At 61.2% G+C, this 19,126-nt stretch carries 13 protein-coding genes; 6 read left to right on the top strand and 7 right to left on the bottom strand.

The annotated features are described in order from the left end of the window. Positions 1–5: 5 nt before the first annotated feature. The 6 genes from HU743_RS12415 to HU743_RS12440 all read right to left on the bottom strand — a co-directional run bounded on the left by HU743_RS12415 (position 6) and on the right by HU743_RS12440 (position 8,248). Positions 6–629: a response regulator transcription factor gene (locus tag HU743_RS12415; RefSeq protein WP_186648884.1), complete on the bottom strand. Its 624-nt coding sequence runs from the start codon at positions 627–629 to the stop codon at positions 6–8. Between the two features lie 138 nt (positions 630–767). Then, on the bottom strand, positions 768–1,205 hold the full coding sequence (locus HU743_RS12420) for a chemotaxis protein CheY (protein ID WP_186623404.1): 438 nt from the start codon (positions 1,203–1,205) through the stop codon (positions 768–770). Between the two features lie 91 nt (positions 1,206–1,296). Continuing rightward, on the bottom strand, positions 1,297–2,499 hold the full coding sequence (locus HU743_RS12425; RefSeq protein ID WP_186648886.1) for an EAL domain-containing response regulator: 1,203 nt from the start codon (positions 2,497–2,499) through the stop codon (positions 1,297–1,299). Positions 2,500–3,024: 525 nt separating this feature from the next. Beyond that, entirely contained in the window at positions 3,025–5,724 is a 2,700-nt protein-coding gene (gene mgtA, locus HU743_RS12430; protein WP_186648888.1) for a magnesium-translocating P-type ATPase, read from the bottom strand. Between the two features lie 569 nt (positions 5,725–6,293). After that, positions 6,294–7,631 (bottom strand): SidA/IucD/PvdA family monooxygenase, encoded by a 1,338-nt coding sequence (locus HU743_RS12435; RefSeq protein ID WP_186550995.1) that lies wholly within the window; start codon positions 7,629–7,631, stop codon positions 6,294–6,296. Between the two features lie 134 nt (positions 7,632–7,765). Beyond that, a complete protein-coding gene (locus tag HU743_RS12440; RefSeq protein WP_186550994.1) occupies positions 7,766–8,248 on the bottom strand; it encodes a sigma-70 family RNA polymerase sigma factor in 483 nt (160 codons plus the stop codon). 321 nt (positions 8,249–8,569) lie between these two features. Here HU743_RS12440 and HU743_RS12445 point away from each other — a divergent pair, with 321 nt between their 5' ends. Genes HU743_RS12445 through HU743_RS12455 form a run of 3 tightly spaced genes read left to right on the top strand, consistent with a single transcriptional unit; the run spans position 8,570 to position 13,118 of the window. Then, a complete protein-coding gene (locus HU743_RS12445; RefSeq protein WP_186648890.1) occupies positions 8,570–9,745 on the top strand; it encodes an efflux RND transporter periplasmic adaptor subunit in 1,176 nt (391 codons plus the stop codon). Continuing rightward, positions 9,746–11,716, top strand: coding sequence for a MacB family efflux pump subunit (locus HU743_RS12450; protein WP_186622452.1), 1,971 nt, complete (start codon positions 9,746–9,748; stop codon positions 11,714–11,716). 7 nt (positions 11,717–11,723) lie between these two features. Further along, entirely contained in the window at positions 11,724–13,118 is a 1,395-nt protein-coding gene (locus HU743_RS12455; RefSeq protein WP_186648892.1) for an efflux transporter outer membrane subunit, read from the top strand. 173 nt (positions 13,119–13,291) lie between these two features. Here the strand turns inward: HU743_RS12455 and HU743_RS12460 are convergent, their stop codons facing one another. Beyond that, positions 13,292–14,920 (bottom strand): PvdJ/PvdD/PvdP-like protein, encoded by a 1,629-nt coding sequence (locus tag HU743_RS12460; RefSeq protein WP_186648894.1) that lies wholly within the window; start codon positions 14,918–14,920, stop codon positions 13,292–13,294. A 183-nt stretch (positions 14,921–15,103) separates the two neighbouring features. On the opposite strand from HU743_RS12460, the gene pvdM reads away from it, so the two are divergent. Genes pvdM through HU743_RS12475 form a run of 3 tightly spaced genes read left to right on the top strand, consistent with a single transcriptional unit; the run spans position 15,104 to position 18,714 of the window. After that, the gene (pvdM, locus tag HU743_RS12465) at positions 15,104–16,453 is read left to right on the top strand and encodes a pyoverdine-tailoring dipeptidase-like protein PvdM (RefSeq protein WP_186648895.1); all 1,350 of its coding nucleotides are present in this window, start codon (positions 15,104–15,106) and stop codon (positions 16,451–16,453) included. A gap of 33 nt (positions 16,454–16,486) precedes the next feature. Beyond that, positions 16,487–17,773 (top strand): aminotransferase class V-fold PLP-dependent enzyme, encoded by a 1,287-nt coding sequence (locus tag HU743_RS12470; protein ID WP_186648897.1) that lies wholly within the window; start codon positions 16,487–16,489, stop codon positions 17,771–17,773. A 50-nt stretch (positions 17,774–17,823) separates the two neighbouring features. Next, complete coding sequence (locus HU743_RS12475) at positions 17,824–18,714, top strand: formylglycine-generating enzyme family protein (RefSeq protein WP_186648916.1); 891 nt, start codon at positions 17,824–17,826, stop codon at positions 18,712–18,714. Positions 18,715–19,126 lie beyond the last annotated feature (412 nt).

Below are 19,126 nucleotides of genomic sequence, written 5' to 3' on the forward strand. Positions count from 1 at the left end.
TGCGTTCAGATCAAATGATTGCGTATCGCGAATTCGCGCAAATGCACGACCGAATTCAGCCCGAGCTTTTGCATCAGCCGTTTCTTATACGTGCTCACTGTTTTATGGCTAAGGTGCATGCCCTCGGCAATTGCCTTGTTGGTCTTGCCTTGGCTCAATTGCAGGAAAATGCTCAGTTCGCGATCGGAAAGCCGGTCGATCAGGTCTTTTTCCGAGCGCTGCGCAATGCTCGACGCGTGGCCGTCCGGCAAAGAAGAGAAAAATGTATAGCCCGACATCACCGCGCGAATGGCTTCGTGCAGTTGTTGCAGTTGATTGGTTTTGGTCACGTAGGCCATGGCCCCGGCGCGCTGGCAGCGCTCCTGGTAAAACAACGGATCATAGGAACTGAACACCACGATGCGACAGTCAAGCCCAGTGGTTTTGATCCGCGCCATGACCTCCAGTCCGTCGAATACCGGCAGATGCAAGTCAAGGATCACCAGTTGCGGCGCGTGCTCGCGAATCAGCGACACCACCTCGTTGCCATTGCTGGCCTCGTAGATTACCTTGAAGCCTTCGGCTTGCAGCACAATCCGGACGGCAGCGCACACCACTGGATGGTCGTCGACGATCAGCGCTGACTTCATGGACACTCCCGAGGCAAAACTGGCAATGCAGTCGACCACTGGACTGTTCCAGACACGGTGGCTGCACAGCGACTGTTACACGGGATGAAAATCGAAACACCTGTCAAGTCTGACAGGTGCGCAAAACAACAAACTGTGTTAGGCCCGACGCTGCAGCGCTGCTTGCGGTGCCCAGCCTGACGCGTCCGGTTGCTGCTCTGGCGCATCGACGAACGCCATCAATTGCCGGATCAACGCCGATGAGGGCAATGCGACAGGGCTGATCTGGACATTTTCCTGGGCAAAACCGGCCGCCATCTGCAGGGGTGCGCTGGGTTCGTTGTAGATCAGGGCATGGCGCACCTGTGCATTGCCGAGGAAGAAGCCCAGCAGGTCGAGCCGGCCAGCGGCCAGCTCGGCGTTGATGACCACCACATCGAAGGGGTCACAGCCGTAGTCGACCAGGGTCAACAACTCGGCGAGGTCCTGCACCGGGGCAACGCGGTAGTAATCGAGGTGGTTGAACAGGCGCTCGATCTTCATCCGGTGAAAATGCTGCGGGTCGGCGATCAGGATTCGCAGGGCTTTGTTGATCATGGTCAATCTCCCGAGGGTGAAATTTTCTTGGGATAAGGCTACGCAGGACACCTGGAAGACTCTGTAAGACTTTTCCTAAAAAACCGGTTATTCATCCGAGGTCCGCCGAGCTGCGCTGCTGCAACCAGACGAGAAGATCCGCTCCGGCCATGGGCTTCGCGTACCAGTAGCCCTGACCTTGCGTGCAGCCCAGCGCAAGAAGTTCGCGGCGTTGGGCATCGGTCTCGATGCCCTCGATCACCACGCTCATGCCCAAGGCCTCACCCAGCGCCAGCGTGCTGCTGATTGCCGCCCGGCAGCGCGGCTCATCGGCGAGGTTGCGAACGAAATCAGCGTCGAGCTTGATCTCGTTGAACGGCAACTGACACAAACGCTGCAAGGAGGAGAACCCGGCGCCGAAGTCATCGATCGACAAGCGGCAGCCCATCATCCGCAGACGTACCAGGGTTTCCAGGCTGGTGGCCGGCGCTTCCAGCAAGCCGCTTTCCGTCAGTTCGAAGGTCAGGCTGGCGCCGCACGCGCCGTGGCGCCGGAGCAAAGCCTTGAGACTGGCGGCCAGCTCAGCGTTGGCCAGTTGCACCGTTTGCAGATTGAACGCCATGTTCACGGCGAAACCGTTGGCCCCGGCGCTGCGTTGCACCGTCAGGGCCTGTTCCATTTGAGAAAACAACAACGCGTCGAGCAACCCGCATTGTTCCAGCACGGGCATGAACAACGCCGGGGCAATGATCCCCTGCTGCGGATGCAGCCAGCGGCACAACACTTCGACGCCACAGACTTCACCGGTGTGCAGGTTGAACTTGGGCTGGTACCAGGCGCGCAACTGCTGTTCAGCCAAGGCCTGGCGCACCGCCGCTGCGCTGGCCAGCTGCACGGTGGCTGCCGGCGGGCAGGTCACGCGCGGCCTGTCGACGGCTTTTTTCAACAGCTCTGCCAGCCCCTGTATGTGCACCGGCTTGCCAACATCGCCGAGCAGTTCCAGGCCGAGTAACGCAACCATTTGATGCACAGCCCGGCGTATATCCACCGACAGCGAACTGCTGATGATCACTGACTTGACCTGGCCTGACGCGCCGACCCGCTGCAAAAATTCCAACCCATCCATGCCTTCCATCTGCAAGTCGCACAGGGCCACGTCGACCGTGCCGACCTTGTCCAGCAAAGCCAGCGCCTGGGCACCGTCACTCGCCTCAAGTACCTCGCGACAGCCCAGGGTGCGCAAGATATTCACCGCAACCGAACGTTGAAAAGGATGGTCCTCCAGTACTAAAGCCCGTAGCGGCAGATCGGACATGGGGACGGACTCACGGGTTGAATGGCGTGAGTCAGTCTGGGTCATTCGAGGAGGCAAATCTTCAGGAAACGTCTCAAAATTCGTGAGAAATTTCCTAAACGTCGAACGTCAACAATGGCCCCAGGGCCAGGATCAGCCGACGTGGTTTGCGCGCACTGTGCCCGCGAAGACGTCAGGCCGGTCAACGCATCTGCGGCTGACACTGCGCTTTCGCGAGCAAGCTCGCTCCCACACTGGCTTTCCAGTGTTGCCACTACCGCGAACAACCGCCGAAACCTGTGGGAGCGGCTTGCCCGCGAAGGGGTTTCGTCAGTCAACGTATCTGCGGCTGACACTGCGCTTTCGCGAGCAAGCCTGCTCCCACATCGTTTTTTAGTGTTGCCACTATCGCGAACACACCGCCAAAACCTGTGGGAGCGGGCTTGCCCGCGAAGGCGTTTCGTCAGTAAACGCACCTGCAACTGACACTGCGCTTTCGCGAGCAAGCTCGCTCCCCTCAGGGAATAAATACTGATGGCCGTGGTGTTATTGCCAGCCGAACCGGCGAATGTAGAATCCTTTCACCGCCTGGGTCAGCGCCATGTACGCCAGCAGAATCACCGGCAGGAACACGAAGTACAGCGACGGCAGCGCCTGCAGTTTGAAGTAGTGCGCCAGCGGTCCCATCGGCAGGAAAATACCGACCGCCATGATGATCCCGGTCATCACCAGCAACGGCATTGCGGCACGGCTCTGCAGGAACGGAATCTTAGGCGTGCGGATCATGTGCACGATCAGCGTCTGCGTCAGCAACCCAACCACGAACCAGCCGGACTGGAACAGAGTCTGCTGCTCCGGCGTGTTGGCGGCGAACACGTACCACATCAAGGCAAACGTGGTGATGTCGAAAATCGAACTGATCGGGCCGAAGAACAGCATGAAGCGTCCGACGTCGCCCGGCTGCCAGCGCTGTGGTTTTTTCAGCATGTCCTCGTCGACGTTATCGAACGGAATGGCGATCTGCGAAATGTCATAGAGCAGGTTCTGCACCAGCAAGTGCATCGGCAACATCGGCAGAAACGGAATGAACGCACTGGCGACCAGCACCGAGAACACGTTGCCGAAATTGGAACTGGCGGTCATCTTGATGTACTTGAGCATGTTGGCGAAGGTGCGACGGCCTTCGAGCACGCCCTCCTCCAGCACCATCAGGCTTTTTTCCAAGAGGATGATGTCGGCCGCTTCCTTGGCAATGTCTACCGCGCTGTCCACGGAAATACCGATGTCGGCGGTGCGCAATGCCGGCGCATCGTTGATCCCGTCACCCATGAACCCGACCACATGGCCATTGCCCTTTAGCAGACGCACGATGCGCTCTTTGTGCGATGGCGTCAGGCGGGCGAAAACGTTGGTGGTTTCCACGGCCACGGCCAGTTCGGCATCACTCATGCGCTCAACGTCATTGCCCAGCAGCAACCCCTGTTGCGCGAGGCCGACTTCGCGGCAGATCTTGGCGGTGACCAGCTCGTTGTCGCCGGTCAGCACCTTCACCGCCACGCCATGTTCGGCCAAGGCCTTGAGCGCCGGCGCGGTGCTTTCCTTGGGTGGGTCGAGGAACGCCACGTAGCCGATCAGCGTCAGTTGCTGCTCATCGGCCAGGCTGTAAGTGTCGCGTCCTTGGGGCATCGAGCGCGCGGCCACTGCAACGACGCGCAAGCCCTCGGCATTGAAGGTTGCGGTGACCTGACGAATCCGCGTCAGCAATTCTTCACTGAGGGCTTCATCGGCCTCGCCGTGACGCACTCGGCTGCACACCGCCAGCACTTCTTCCACCGCGCCTTTGCAGATCAATTGATGCGGCTGGCCGCGCCCTTCGACCACCACCGACATGCGCCGCCGATTGAAGTCGAACGGGATCTCGTCGACTTTGCGAAACGCCGTGCCGACTTTCAATTCGCGGTGGACTTCCACGTGTTCCAGCACGGCGACATCCAGCAGGTTTTTCAGGCCGGTCTGGTAGTAGCTGTTCAAATAGGCCATTTCCAGCACGTCGTCGCAGTCCTTGCCCCAGACGTCGACGTGGCGCGCCAGAAAGATCTTGTCCTGAGTCAGCGTGCCGGTCTTGTCGGTGCACAGCACGTCCATCGCGCCGAAGTTCTGGATCGCGTCGAGGCGCTTGACGATGACTTTCTTGCGCGACAGGAATACCGCACCCTTGGCCAGGGTTGAGGTGACGATCATCGGCAGCATTTCCGGGGTCAGGCCGACGGCAATCGACAGGGCGAACAGCAGCGCTTCGGTCCAGTCGCCCTTGGTGAACCCGTTGATGAACAGCACCAGCGGCGCCATGACGAACATGAACCGGATCAATAGCCAACTGACTTTGTTCACGCCCATCTGGAAGGATGTCACCGCTCGGTCGGTCGCTCCGACGCGCTGCGCCAGCGCACCGAAATAGGTGCGGTTGCCGGTAGTCAGGACCACCGCCACCGCGGTGCCGGAGACCACGTTGGTGCCCATGAACACAATGTTGTCCAGCTCCAGCGGATTGCGCGTGTCGCGTTGCGCCTGATGGGCGAATTTCTCCACCGGCATCGATTCCCCCGTCATCGCGGCCTGACTGACAAACAGATCCTTGGCACTGAGCACCCGGCAATCGGCGGGAATCATGTCGCCGGCCGAGAGTGCAATGAGATCGCCCGGCACCAGTTGCTTGATCGGCAATTCGCGGCGCGGCGCGTCACGGCGCAGTACCGTGGCGGTATTGCTGACCATGGCTTTGAGCGCATCGGCGGCCTGGTTGGATTTGCTTTCCTGCCAGAAGCGCAGCAGCGTCGACAGCACCACCATGGAAAAAATCACCACGGCGGCCTTGAGGTCTTCAGTCAGCCACGAGATCACCGCGAGCAAAGTCAGCAGCAGGTTGAACGGGTTTTTGTAGCAGTGCCACAGGTGCACCCACCACGGCAGCGGCTGCTCGTGTTCGACTTCATTGAGTCCGTATTGCACACGCAGCGCGGCGGCCTCGACATCATTGAGGCCATCGCCGTGCGTACCCAGTGCGGACAACACGGCGGTGCTGTCGCCCTGGGCGGCATCAACCAGCGTATTGGCCAGGGTTGGCGGCACCTCACGGCTGACCGTGCTGTCGTTGATCGATTCCAGCAGCGCCAGGCGACGGAAGTGCCGGGCGATGTGGCGAGTACGCAGGAAACCTGCGAAAAATTCCTTGAGCGTCAGTTTCATGGCTGTGGCCCCTATGGTCAGCCGGGAAACCGTCAAGCAGGTACGGCCGCGCCGCTGCCACCGGAAAAGCCGGCACGGCAAGGCGTGGCGCGCCGGTCAAAAGACCGGCGTGTCGATAGCGTGCGATCACGACAGCAAGTCGCAATCACGCATCGTTCAGCGTCGATGAGAAGGACGTCGAGACATGCCCCGGGACGGGCCATGCACGGGATGCCGCTGCTCGCTTTTTTCGGCGAGACAACGGCAGGGAAAGGCTGCGCGTTATCTTGCCGAGAATCTGCCGGTTACCGAGACCGGCCGACAACTGTCACTCGAACAAGTACCCACTGTGGGTCTCCGCTTTGGTTGAAAACGCGCGAAGCTTACGCCCCGATGTCTGGGGAGTAAACCGGAAAAAGAGGTGATCGGAGAGAATGTGGCGGGTGTTCAGGATGGGTTCAGATTCAGCATTTGCGCTGTGTTCAACGGCCCCTTCGCGAGCAGGCTCGCTCCCACATTTTGTCCGCGTACACAGAATCATTGTGGGAGCGAGCCTGCTCGCGAAGGCGGTGTGTCGGGCGATGCAGAACTCAGCTGGCGGTGGCCAGCAACAGGTCTGCCACCGAACGGCTGTGTCCGCGATGCTTGCCATGCTCGTACAACGAGCCGGCAATTTCATCGGCACGGATCGGCAGCACCGACAGCAGTGTATCGCTCAGGCCATGACTGGCCTGACAGAAACCCTGCATGTAGATACCGGCCTTGCAGCGCTCGTCAGTGATCAGTTTGTAGTTGCGATCGACCTCGAAGTCGCCCAGGTATTCTTCCAGCGGCGCCAGCAACTGGCGGTGCATCTGGCGTTCGTAACCGGTGGCCAGGACCACGGCATCGTAATGACGCACCGTGACCTCACCCGTGGCGTTGTTGCGCACGGCCAGTTCGACACCGTTTTCGGTCGCCGTGGCTTTCTCGACGGTGGTCAAAGTGCGGAAGGCGTGACGGGCGACGCCGGAGACCTTCTGGCGATAGAAGATGCCGTAGATGCGCTCGATCAGGTCGATGTCGACCACTGAATAGTTGGTGTTGTGGTACTCGTTGACCAGGCGCTCGCGCTCGGCGCTGTTCTGCTGGAATACCAGGTCGGTGAACTCCGGCGAGAACACTTCGTTGACGAACGGGCTGTCGTCCGCCGGTTTCAACGCCGAGCCGCGCAAAATCATGTCGACCTGCACCGACGGGAACGAATCGTTCAGGTCGATGAACGCTTCTGCCGCGCTCTGCCCGCCGCCGATGATCGCGATGCTCATCGGCTGATTGTTTACACACGGCTGTTTGGCCATTTGCGACAGGTATTGCGAATGGTGGAACACCCGGCGATCGCCTTTCAGCGCCTTGAACGCCTCGGGAATACGCGGCGTGCCGCCGGCGCTGACCACCACTGAACGCGTGGTGCGCACGAACTGCTGGCCGTCGCTGCCACGGGAAATCACCCGCAACGCCTCAACCTGATGGTTGTGCAGCACCGGCTCGATGGTCAGCACTTCTTCGCCATACCGGCTCTGCGCGGTGAACTGCCCGGCCACCCAGCGCAGGTAGTCGTTGTACTCCATGCGGCACGGGTAAAAGGTGCCGAGGTTGATGAAATCGACCAGACGCCCGTGGTGCTTGAGGTAGTTGACGAACGAATACGGGCTGGTCGGATTGCGCAAGGTCACCAGATCCTTGAGGAAGGAAATCTGTAACTCGCTTTGCGTTGACAGGGTGTTGCCGTGCCAGCTGTAGTCGGCCTGCTTGTCGAGGAACAGCACATCCAGCTCGCCGTGGCTCGGACCGCGCTCTTGCAGAGCGATGGCCAGCGCCAGGTTCGAAGGGCCGAAACCGACGCCGATCAGGTCGTGAACGATGGGCGATGCAATTGCCTGAGTCATTTCCAGTGTCCTCTGGATGAACCCCTCAACAAGGGGCAAGGAGAGCCTAAGTAACCCGTCTGGCCTTGTGCAGGACAGCAGGTCGTCTGTTGAGTAGGAACGAGGACAGTGAAATAAAATTTAACGCCGACAGCTCAATGGGCATCCCATTGTTTGATGCGCAGGCGGCAATGTTTCATGGCGTTGACGATGTGTTTCTCGACCAGCGCTTTGGAAATGCCAAGCTGTTCGGCAATTTCAGCGTGCGACAGCCCTTCGATCTTGCGCAGCAGAAAACTCTCGCGGCACGCTGGCGACAGCTCTGCCAATGCACGCTGAAGCATGTCCAGGCGTTGACCATGGTCCAGAGGACACTGCGGAGATTGAGCGAAATAGCGCTCTTCGTTATCGAGTACTTCCAGCGGCTCGACCTGACGCAGCGCATTGCGCCGATGGTCATCGATGACCAGATTCAGCGCCGTGCGATAAAGAAACGCCCGGGGTTGCTCGATCGGCGTGTCGCTGGAACGCTCCAGCACACGCAGATAAGCGTCATGCACCACATCTTCGGCGACCTGACGGTTGCCGAGCTTGGCGTTCAGGAAACACACCAGCTCTCGATAGTAGTTTTCCAACAAGACTCCCGGCCGCAAACCTGCGGGTTCTGTGCTAGGCACACTGATCCACGAGCGCGTCAGACGCAGTAGCAAGATAGTGGCAGCTTGAGCCGCGTAATTTATAGTAATTCTCATATAGATTTAAAGTGGTGTTTGTCATTGCCTGATAAAAAATCCTCGTCTATAGCTGTTACTTCGTGTGTCTGCGCTTAAATTCCCTCGCCTGTTTATCGTTTACAGGACAGCTCCCCGTATCTGTCGCGCCCCTGCGACAGCGTTCATGCTGCCCGAATCTGTCTGCCAGCCGAACGACGGGCCGATTTTCACTGGCCGGAACCCTGCATGAAACGTCCCCGCCCTGCCCGACGCGCGCTGCTCGCAGTCCTTTGTCTGATCCCGGTTGTCGCTTATGCCGCGTGGCAATTCCTGCCGCCAGGCCGGGATAAATTCACCACCGTGCAAGTCACCCGGGGTGATATAGAAAGTAGCGTCACCGCGCTGGGCACCCTGCAACCGCGGCGTTACGTGGACGTCGGTGCGCAGGCCTCGGGCCAGATCCAGAAGATCCACGTGGAAGTCGGTGACGTGGTCAAGGAAGGCCAGTTGTTGGTGGAAATCGATCCGTCGACACAAAAAGCCAAACTCGACGCCGGACAGTTCTCCATCGAGAATCTCAAGGCGCAACTGCAGGAGCAACGCGCCCAGCACGAACTGGCGCAACAGAAATTCCAGCGTCAGCAGAATCTCGCCGCCGGTGGCGCGACCCGTGAAGAAGACGTGCAGACCGCCCGCGCTGAATTGAAAGCCACCCAAGCGCGCATCGACATGTTCCAGGCACAGATTCGCCAGGCCCAGGCGAGCCTGCGCAGCGATCAGGCCGAGCTGGGCTACACGCGCATTTATGCGCCGATGTCGGGCACGGTGGTCAATATCGATGCCCGCGAAGGCCAGACCCTCAACGCACAGCAGCAGACACCCTTGATCCTGCGGATCGCCAAGCTGTCGCCGATGACCGTGTGGGCGGAGGTTTCCGAGGCCGACATTGGCCACGTCAAACCCGGCATGAGCGCTTACTTCACCACCCTGAGCGGCGGCAACCGGCGCTGGAGCAGCACCGTGCGGCAGATCCTGCCGGTGCCGCCGAAACCGCTGGACCAGACCAGCCAGGGCAGCGGCAGCCCCAATAGCACGAACAAAAGCGGCAGCGGCCGTGTGGTGCTCTATACGGTGTTGCTCGATGTCGAAAACGGCGACAACGCGCTGATGGCCGAGATGACCACCCAGGTGTTCTTCGTCGCCGGCGCCGCGAAAGGCGTGCTGACTGCCCCGGTCGCCGCCCTGCACAGCGACGGCCTGCAAGCCGGCAGCCAGACCGCGCGCGTCGTGGCGAAGAACGGCGACATCGAGCACCGTCAGGTCCGTACCGGACTCAGCGACCGCTTGCAGGTGCAGATCCTCGACGGCCTGCAAGAAGGCGATTACCTGTTGATCGGCCCGGCCGAAGGCAGCGGAAGCTAAATGCCAACGCCGCTGATCGACCTCAAAGACATCCGCAAATCCTACGGCGGTCAGGACACGCCGCAAGTCGACGTGCTGCGCGGGATCGACCTGTCGATTCATGCCGGCGAGTTCGTGGCGATCGTCGGCGCTTCCGGCTCCGGCAAGTCGACACTGATGAACATCCTTGGCTGCCTCGACCGGCCGACCTCGGGCGAATACCTGTTCGCCGGGGAAAACGTCGCCCATCTGAGCAGCGATGAACTGGCCTGGTTGCGCCGCGAAGCCTTCGGCTTTGTGTTTCAGGGTTACCACCTGATTCCGTCGAGCTCCGCGCAGGAAAACGTCGAGATGCCGGCCATTTATGCTGGCACACCTGCCGCCGAACGCCACGCCCGGGCGGCGGCCCTGCTGCAGCGCCTGGGTCTGGCTGAACGCACAGGCAACCGCCCACATCAATTATCCGGCGGTCAGCAGCAGCGGGTTTCGATTGCCCGGGCCTTGATGAACGGTGGCCATATCATCCTTGCCGACGAACCGACCGGTGCGCTCGACAGCCACAGCGGCAAAGAGGTCATGGCGCTGCTCGACGAGCTGGCGAGCCAGGGCCACGTGGTGATTCTGATCACGCACGATCGCGAAGTCGCCGCCCGCGCCAAGCGCATCATCGAGATTCGCGACGGGCTGATCATCAGTGACAGCGCCGAGGAAACGCCTCACGCACAAACCCCGGCCAATCCCGGCGCCTTGCAGGCCGTGGACTTGCGCAAACGCCTCAGCGAAGGCGCCGAAGCCACGGGCGCCTGGAAAGGCGAACTGGTCGATGCCGTGCAGGCGGCATGGCGAGTCATGTGGATCAACCGCTTTCGCACCGCGCTGACCCTGCTCGGCATCGTCATTGGCGTCGCCTCGGTGGTGGTCATGCTTGCGGTCGGCGAAGGCAGCAAGCGCCAGGTCATGGCGCAAATGGGCGCATTCGGTTCGAACCTGCTGTACCTGGGTGGCGCCTCGCCCAATCCGCGCACGCCGCAGGGCATCATCACCCTGGATGACGTGGCGGCGCTGAAAACCCTGCCACAAGTCAAACGCATCATGCCGGTGGCCGGCGCCGAAGTGGTGGTGCGTTTCGGCAACCTCGACCAGAGCGCTTATGTCGGCGGCAACGACACCAACTTCCCGAGCATCTTCAACTGGCCGGTGATCCAGGGCAGTTACTTCACCGACGCCGACGAGCGCAACGCAGCGCCGGTGGCGGTGATCGGCACGAAGATTCGCGACAAACTGCTCAAAGGCGTCGCCGACCCGATCGGCCAGTACATCCTCATCGAAAACGTGCCGTTCCAGGTGGTCGGCGTGCTTGCCGAAAAGGGTGCAAGCTCCGGCGACCAGGACAGCGACAACCGGATCGCGGTGCCCTACTCCGCCGCGGCCATTCGCCTGCTCGGCGGGCACACGCCGGAATACGTGGTGATTGCCGCCAGTGATGCACGCAAGGTCAAAGAAGCCGAGCTGGCCATCGACGACCTGATGCGACGCCTGCACGGCAAACACGATTACGAACTGACCAACAACGCGGCGATGATCCAGGCCGAGGCCCGCACGCAAAACACCCTGTCGCTGATGCTCGGCTCGATTGCCGCGATCTCGCTGCTGGTGGGCGGCATCGGCGTGATGAACATCATGCTCATGACCGTGCGCGAGCGCACCCGCGAGATCGGTATCCGCATGGCGACCGGCGCGCGCCAACGCGACATTCTGCGGCAGTTCCTCACCGAGGCGGTGATGCTTTCGGTGGTCGGCGGACTGGCCGGCATCGTCCTCGCGCTGCTGGTCGGCGGGGTCCTGCTGATCAGCGAAGTCGCCGTCGCCTTTTCCTTGCTGGCGGTACTCGGCGCGTTTGGCTGCGCCTTGGTCACCGGCGTCGTCTTCGGCTTCATGCCCGCTCGCAAAGCTGCCCGGCTCGACCCGGTCACGGCCCTTACCAGTGAATGATCGATCTATGAAACCGTGTCTCAGTCTCTTGACCGTGTGCCTGTTGCTCAGCGCTTGCGGCAGCCCCGCCCAGCGTCCGCAGAGCGGCATCCAGCCGCCCGCCGCGTGGCAGATGGCGCACAACGACCGCCTCGTGCGCAACGACGCACAATGGTGGACGCAGTTCGGCAGCCGCGAACTTGACGGCTTGATCAGCCAGGCCCGGGCCGGCAGTTTCGACCTGGCCGCTGCTGTCGCGCGCGTGCAGCAGGCCCGTGCCACCACCGTGATCGCCGGCGGCTCGTTACTGCCAGAGGTCAAGGCAGGCATGAACGCCAATCGACAAAAGCTGCTGCGCGGCAACGGCTACAGCCAACTGGACGCCGACAGCAGCAGCAAGGCGGTGGATTACTTTGATGCCAATCTCAACGCCAGCTATGAAATCGACTTCTGGGGCGGCCAACGCGCCAGCCGCGACAGCGCACAATTGAACCTGCGCGCCAGCGAATTCGATCAGGCCACGGTTGAGCTGACCCTGCTCGGCAGCGTCGCCGACAGCTACGCGCAAACCTTGTCGTTGAACGAGCAAAGCCGTATCGCCGAGCTCAATCTGAACAACGCCCTGAGCGTACTCAAGCTGGTCCAGACGCGTTTCGACTCAGGCTCGGCCACCGCACTCGAACTGGCTCAGCAAAAAAGTCTGGTAGCGGCGCAACAAAGGCAATTACCGCGAGTACAACAACAGGCGCAAGAAGCCAGAATCACCCTCGCCGCCCTCCTCGGCCGCCCGGTCCAGGAACTGCCGGCCAGCGAGGAAAACTTTGATCAATTGCAATGGCCGGTCATCGGTGCCGGCGTACCGAGCGAACTGCTCAATCGCCGTCCGGACATCGCCCGTGCCGAAGCGCAGTTGGCCGCCGCCCGTGCCGACGTCACGGTGGCTCGGGCGAAGATGCTGCCCAGCGTCACCCTCAGCGCCGAACTGGGTTCGGGCTCCGATCGCTTCAGCGACATGCTGCGCAGTCCTTTCTACAACCTGACCGCCGGACTGGTGGCGCCGATCTTCAACAACGGCCGTCTCAGTGCCGAACGCGACAAGGCCAGCGCCCGCCAGGAAGAGCTGTTGCAAAACTATCGCGGCGCAATCATCAACGGCTTTGCCGACGTCGAAAAAGCCCTCAACAGCATCCGCGGGCTGGACGAACAACGGCAGTGGCAAAGCGAAGAACTGAACCAGGCCCAGGTTGCCTTCAACATCGCCCAGAGCCGCTATCAGGCCGGCGCCGAAGACTTGCTGACCGTGCTGGAAACCCAGCGCACGCTGTACGCGGCGCAGGATCAGAACGTGCAATTGCGACTGTCGCGGTTGCAGGCAAGCATTGCGTTGTACAAGGCGCTGGGTGGGGGGTGGCAGGCGCAGTAATCCGGCGCCGGCGAAACTGTCTTCGCGAGCAGGCTCGCTCCCACATGTTGCCCTGCGAATACAGAATCATTGTGGGAGCGAGCCTGCTCGCGAAGGCGGTGGCGGTGGCGGTGGCGGTGGCGGTGGCGGTGGCGGGTCCAGACAAAACATCTGCTGAACCCGCATGACAGACGTCAAACCTCTTTTTGCCTGACCTTCAAATGGCGCGCATACCACGGCCGCTTCGGCACGCGACGGAACAATCCGGAGAGGATTTTCTCGTCTTCGCTGAAGGTAATGCGCAGCGCCAGCTTCATGGTTTCCGGGTCCATTTCCATCGACTTGCCGACCTGCAAACCCGGCGTCGCGCTGCAGCCATGGGTGACCGGGCCCAGCCACGGATCATCGATCTCGACCCAGCGTCCCGGCGCGAACCAGTCCACGCCATTGACCTGCTGACGACGGACTTCGCCCGGATGAAAACGCTCGTGCGCCCTGAACCAGTCTTCGAGGCGGTCATCGATCCAGCCGTGAAAGTGCCAGAACACCGGATTCACATGGGAGGAAAACGGATCGCCCAGAAAGTCGTTTTCAGCGGCGTACCAACGCGCGGAGAAATCCGCCGGATCGCGGGCGAACGGCACTGGCTGACCGTTGGACGGATCACGCGGTACCGAGGCCCAGCGCATGTGCAACCAGTCATGCAGACCCAGCTCCATCTCTGAACCCAATTGCCCCAGGGTGAGCTTCGACAGATAACGCGGGTCGCGGTACTGCGACTCCCAGACCTGAAAGTTGCTGTGATAGGTCTCGGCCGTTTTGATGTCGCTGACCCACTGGGTGTAGTCAGCGTCATCGCTGGCGATCCAGGTCGGGGGCAAGGCGTAGCCGTCATGGTTATCAAAATAACGGGCAAATCCCTGGCGATCGCGTTCAAGCTCCGGCTGCGGCATCGGGAAGGCCGGCCACGACGGCAAGTCCTGCATCGAGCGCGCCGTACCGAGCATGTGCCGGTGCATGAAAAAGAAGTCGATGCCCGAGCCATTGCGATCTTTGCGCGGCCCACGCGCGTCCCGTTCCTTGTCGCGCGGCCCCGGCTGCCAGCCGATACCCCGCAACGCTTCACGCTTGTCCTCGGGCAAGGTGTGCCACTTGTCACGCGATGCATGCCAGAGCTGATGGAACAGACGATGTTCAGGAGAAATCAGCCAGGCCAGCAAGGTCGGGTTGAGACCGATGCGCTGGCGTGCCTCGGGAAACAGCTGTTTGTGCGCGACAAAACGGTTGTCCTGCTCGGGCAGACCCAGCGGTCGATCCAGGCGCACAATGCGCCCACTGATCGTGCCACTGCCGGCATTGCCGAAATCCGCCCAGACCTCATCCAGCACCACGGCCAGTTCATAAGTCGGCGCGCCGTTCGCCGCCCGTGAATCAATCAGACGCCAGTACAACTCGGCAGGTTTGCCCTGCGCCAGATCGCCAATGATCCGGTAACGCGGCTCCTCGTCACCGCGCAGGCGTTGCGCACTATCCAGATAGCCGCGCAAACCGCGGCCGCGCTGGGCAACATCAAGAAACAGTTCCAGTCCGTGCAGCGGCAAGTTATCGAAGCCGATTTGCGCACCGTCGAAACGAATGCTCCAGACCCCGCGCAATGCGTTCGCCAATTGTTGACCGGCCGTGTCCGCCAGATCGACCGTAGCTTCGCCGGGCGTGATCGTCGGATCAGGCTTCGTCCATTGGCGATGCCCGTAAAACGCGGCAGGCACGGCAGCGCCGGTCAGCGCCAGGCCTGCCATGAACCATCGTCGAGAAATCTTCATTGCCCTACCTGTGTCAGCCATGAAGCAGGCTTTATCCAAGCTAGAACGTTTGCTGAGCGGGCAAATTTACGCGAGCGCTGCGATCTTTTCGGGCCAGCTAAATTTCCTGCCCAATCGCTCGTTCTTTCCAGATAGCAAAGGCCACTGCGCCTGCACCTCGACGGCGAACTGACTGAGATGGCAATGACAAAACCACGTTCGAAAAAGGCTCTATACATCGGCCTGCCGCTGGCTCTGGCGATCAGCGCCGGTGCAGGCTTTGCCGCCTGGGATCACTGGTTCAAGGACAACCCTGGCTACCCGGCCAAGGTGCTCAAACAGGCCGATGAACTGCAGGATCGCTTGCTCTCGTTCGACAGCCACATCACCGTGCCGCTAAATTTCGGTACTGCCGGCAATGAGGTCGACAAGGACGGCAGTGGCCAGTTCGACCTGGTCAAGGCCAGTCGCGGACGTCTGTCCGGTGCAGCACTGACGATTTTTGGCTGGCCGGAAATGTGGAACGGCCCGAACGCGCCCCACAAGCCCACCGACGGTTTTGTCGAGGAGGCGCGCAACCAGCAGGAGGTGCGCTACAAAATCATCTCCGGCATGGTTCGCGACTTCCCCAATCAGGTCGCCATCGCCTACACCCCGGATGACTTCCGCCGTCTGCACGGCGAAGGCAAGTTTGCCATCTTCATCAGCATGCTTAACGCCTATCCGCTGGGCAACGATCTGGACCTGCTGGACACCTGGGCTGCGCGCGGCATGCGCATGTTCGGCTTCAGCTACATCGGCAACAACCAGTGGAGCGATTCGTCGCGACCGCTGCCGTTTTTCAATGATTCCCCGGACGCCCTCAACGGCCTCTCGGAGGTCGGCAAGCAAGCCGTGCACCGCCTCAACGACCTGGGCGTGATCATCGACGTTTCGCAGATGTCGACCAAGGCCCTGGAGCAAGTCGCACAACTGAGCCGCACGCCCATGGTCGCCTCGCATTCGGCGCCGCGTGCCTCGGTGGATATCCCGCGCAACCTCAGCGACAAGGAGATGCAACTGATCAAGCAAAGCGGTGGCGTGGTGCAAGTGGTCGGTTTCTCGGCCTACCTGCGACCGCTGACCCAAGGCACCCAGGACAAACTCAACGCCCTGCGCGCACGCTTTGATCTGCCACCGCTGCCGAACCTGGCGATGGCGTTGATGCCGGGCGATCCGATCATTGCCGCGTGGCCGGAACAGAAGTTCGGCCAGTACGCCGGCCAGCTGTACGCAATCCTCGAAGAAGAGCCGAAAGCCACGCTCAAGGATCTCGGCGATGCGATCGATTACACCGTGCGCAAAATCGGCATCGACCACGTCGGCATCGCCTCGGACTTCAATGAGGGCGGCGGCGTCAAGGGCTGGGAAAACGTCGGCGAGATCCGCAACGTCACTGCCGAACTGTTGCAGCGCGGCTATTCCGAAGCCGACATCGCCAAACTCTGGGGCGGCAACTTCCTGCGCGTCTGGGACCAGGTGCAAAAATCCGCGAAACCCTTGGCCAGCCGATGAATTCTTCTTTGCGAGCAGAAGCGAACCGTCCCCATGACTGACCGTCGTACCTTTCTCAAACAGGCCGGCATCCTTGCCGCCAGCCTGCCGCTGGGCGCTGCCGTTCACGCCTCGGCGCCCGGCACCGCAGCGATTGCGACAGCCGTGCCGAAGGACAAGTGGGCGCAACTGCGCCAACTGTTCAATCAGGATCCCGCTTACCTGCACTTCTCCAACTTTCTCATCACTTCGCACCCGCGTCCGGTGCAGGAAGCCATCGACCGGCACCGCGCAACCCTGGACCGCAACCCTGGCTTGATGATGGATTGGGACCTCGAGGAAACCTGGAAGCACGAGGCCGACGTGCGCGAATGGGCCGGGCGTTATCTGCAAGCCAAACCGGCGCAGATCGCCCTGACGGGCAGTACCACTGAAGGTCTCGCGGCGATCTACGGCGGTATTCATGTGCGTGCGGATCAGGAGATCCTCACAACCGTTCACGAGCATTATTCGACCGAGTTTTCCCTCGACTTTCGGGTAAAAAAGGAAGGCACGCAGGTTCGCAAGATCAAACTGTTCGAAGACGCCCATCGGGTCTCGACAGAGGAAGTGCTGAGCGCGATTCGCCAGGCGATTCGCCCCAACACTCGGGTGTTGGGCATGACGTGGGTGCAATCGGGCAGCGGCGTGAAACTGCCCATCGGCGAGATTGGCCAACTGGTCGATGAGGTCAACCGCACGCGCGCCGACGCCGACCGGATTCTCTATGTGGTCGATGGCGTTCACGGCTTTGGTGTGGAAGACCTCAGTTTCCCGGACATGCACTGCGATTTCTTCATTGCCGGCACCCATAAATGGATGTTCGGCCCGCGCGGCACCGGGATCATCTGTGCCCGTTCCGAGCAACTCAAGGACGTCACGCCGAGCGTGCCGACGTTTTCTCAAGACACCGATTTCGCCACCAGCATGTCACCCGGCGGCTATCACGCCTTCGAACATCGCTGGGCGTTGAGCGAAGCGTTCAAGTTGCATCTGCAACTGGGCAAGGCCGAGGTGCAGGCACGCATCCATGAACTCAACACGTATCTCAAGCGACGCCTGCAAGAACATCCGCAGATCGAACTGGTAACGCCGCTGAGCCCGGCACTGTCGGCCGGGTTCACCTTCTTCCGGGTCAAGGACCGCGACTGCGACAAAATCGCCGCCTACCTGATGAAAAACCGCGTGGTGGTCGATGCCGTGGAACGCGACGTCGGTCCGGTGGTGCGCACCGCGCCGGGCCTGCTCAACACCGAAGCGGAAATTGATCGATTCATGACGCTGCTGGTCACGCAGCTATGACCTTCACGACTGTTGTCTTCCCCTGCTCGAGACCCCACATGAACAGTGACATGCTTATCCCAACGCGACGCGTCCCGACCTTGAAACTGCTGGCCGGGCTGGCGCTGAGCGCATCGCTCGCCGGCCTGTTGCCGGGCACCGCCGCGGCCGCCGAACCGCTGCCGGCGGGCAAGGTGTTCAAGGACTGTAAAAATTGCCCGGAAATGGTCGTGCTGCCCGCGGGCAAATTCACCATGGGCACCCCGGAAACCGAAGTCGGCCGCGAGCCCGACGAAGGCCCGATGCATGAAGTGACGTTTGCCAAGGCGTTCGCCATGAGCCGCTTCCAGATCACCGCCGGTGAATGGGACAGCTACGTCAAGGAAACCGGGGTGAAGATCGCCGACGGCGATACGCGCCCGGGTCGCGAATGCGTGGCAAGCAAGCCACGCTATAAACAGGAACCGCGACAACCCGCGGTGTGCATGGATTTTGCCGACGTGCAGGCGTATGTCGCCTGGCTGTCGAAAAAGACCGGGCAGAACTACCGCATGGTCAGCGAAGCCCAACGCGAATACGCCGCGCGCGCCGGCTCGACCGGGCCCTTCCCGTTCCCGTTCGATGCAGCGGGCGAATACAGCATCGCCAAGCATGCCAACACCTACGGCCCGACCGATGGCTACAGCTTCAGCTCGCCGGTAGGTAGCTATCCGCCGAACGCCTTTGGCGTGTACGACATGCATGGCAATGTCTACGAATGGATCGCCGACTGCGAACACCCCAACTATGTTGGCGCGCCAACCGATGGCAGCGCCTGGGTCGAACCCGGTTGCGAGTCGTACAACATCCGCGGCAACGACTGGGGCGAAGCGCCGGTATTCTCGCGCTCCGGAAACCGCAACAATATCTACCCCTCCACCCGTGGCGACTGGATCGGCTTTCGCGTAGTGCGCGATCTCTGAAACGCGCCGCAACGACAAGATCCGAGTGGGAACGAGCTTGCTCGCGAAAGCGCACTGTCAGCTACAGATGCACCGCCTGATCTGACGCATTCGCGGGCAAGCCCGCTCCCACAGGTTTTGTGCCGGCCCCGGTCAGGGACACCATCACAAGCCAGTGTGGGAGCGAGCCTGCTCGCGAAAGCGGTGGGTCAGGCGGCAGAGACGTTGGCTGCGCTGGCCTCTTCGCGGGCAAGCCCGCTCCCACAGTTTTTGTGCCAAACCCGGTCAGGAACATCACCACAAGCCAGTGTGGGAGCGAGCTTGCTCGCGAAAGCGGTGGGTCAGGCGGCAGAGATGTTGGCTGCGCTGGCCTCTTCGCGGGCAAGCCCGCTCCCACAGTTTTTGTGCCAAACCCGGTCAGGAACATCACCAC

The organism is Pseudomonas sp. SWRI99 (assembly GCF_014270125.1).
GTDB classification, from domain to species: Bacteria; Pseudomonadota; Gammaproteobacteria; order Pseudomonadales; family Pseudomonadaceae; genus Aquipseudomonas; species Aquipseudomonas hamedanensis.

What these genes read in the sequence shown, in the direction of transcription:
- HU743_RS12470 (WP_186648897.1), top strand. Translation starts at nt 16,487, where the DNA reads ATGACTGACCGTCGTACCTTTCTCAAACAGGCCGGCATCCTTGCCGCC.
- HU743_RS12415 (WP_186648884.1), bottom strand. Translation starts at nt 629, where the DNA reads ATGAAGTCAGCGCTGATCGTCGACGACCATCCAGTGGTGTGCGCTGCC.
- HU743_RS12455 (WP_186648892.1), top strand. Translation starts at nt 11,724, where the DNA reads ATGAAACCGTGTCTCAGTCTCTTGACCGTGTGCCTGTTGCTCAGCGCT.
- pvdM (WP_186648895.1), top strand. Translation starts at nt 15,104, where the DNA reads ATGACAAAACCACGTTCGAAAAAGGCTCTATACATCGGCCTGCCGCTG.
- HU743_RS12420 (WP_186623404.1), bottom strand. Translation starts at nt 1,205, where the DNA reads ATGATCAACAAAGCCCTGCGAATCCTGATCGCCGACCCGCAGCATTTT.
- HU743_RS12450 (WP_186622452.1), top strand. Translation starts at nt 9,746, where the DNA reads ATGCCAACGCCGCTGATCGACCTCAAAGACATCCGCAAATCCTACGGC.
- mgtA (WP_186648888.1), bottom strand. Translation starts at nt 5,724, where the DNA reads ATGAAACTGACGCTCAAGGAATTTTTCGCAGGTTTCCTGCGTACTCGC.
- HU743_RS12460 (WP_186648894.1), bottom strand. Translation starts at nt 14,920, where the DNA reads ATGAAGATTTCTCGACGATGGTTCATGGCAGGCCTGGCGCTGACCGGC.
- HU743_RS12435 (WP_186550995.1), bottom strand. Translation starts at nt 7,631, where the DNA reads ATGACTCAGGCAATTGCATCGCCCATCGTTCACGACCTGATCGGCGTC.
- HU743_RS12445 (WP_186648890.1), top strand. Translation starts at nt 8,570, where the DNA reads ATGAAACGTCCCCGCCCTGCCCGACGCGCGCTGCTCGCAGTCCTTTGT.
- HU743_RS12475 (WP_186648916.1), top strand. Translation starts at nt 17,824, where the DNA reads ATGCTTATCCCAACGCGACGCGTCCCGACCTTGAAACTGCTGGCCGGG.
- HU743_RS12425 (WP_186648886.1), bottom strand. Translation starts at nt 2,499, where the DNA reads ATGTCCGATCTGCCGCTACGGGCTTTAGTACTGGAGGACCATCCTTTT.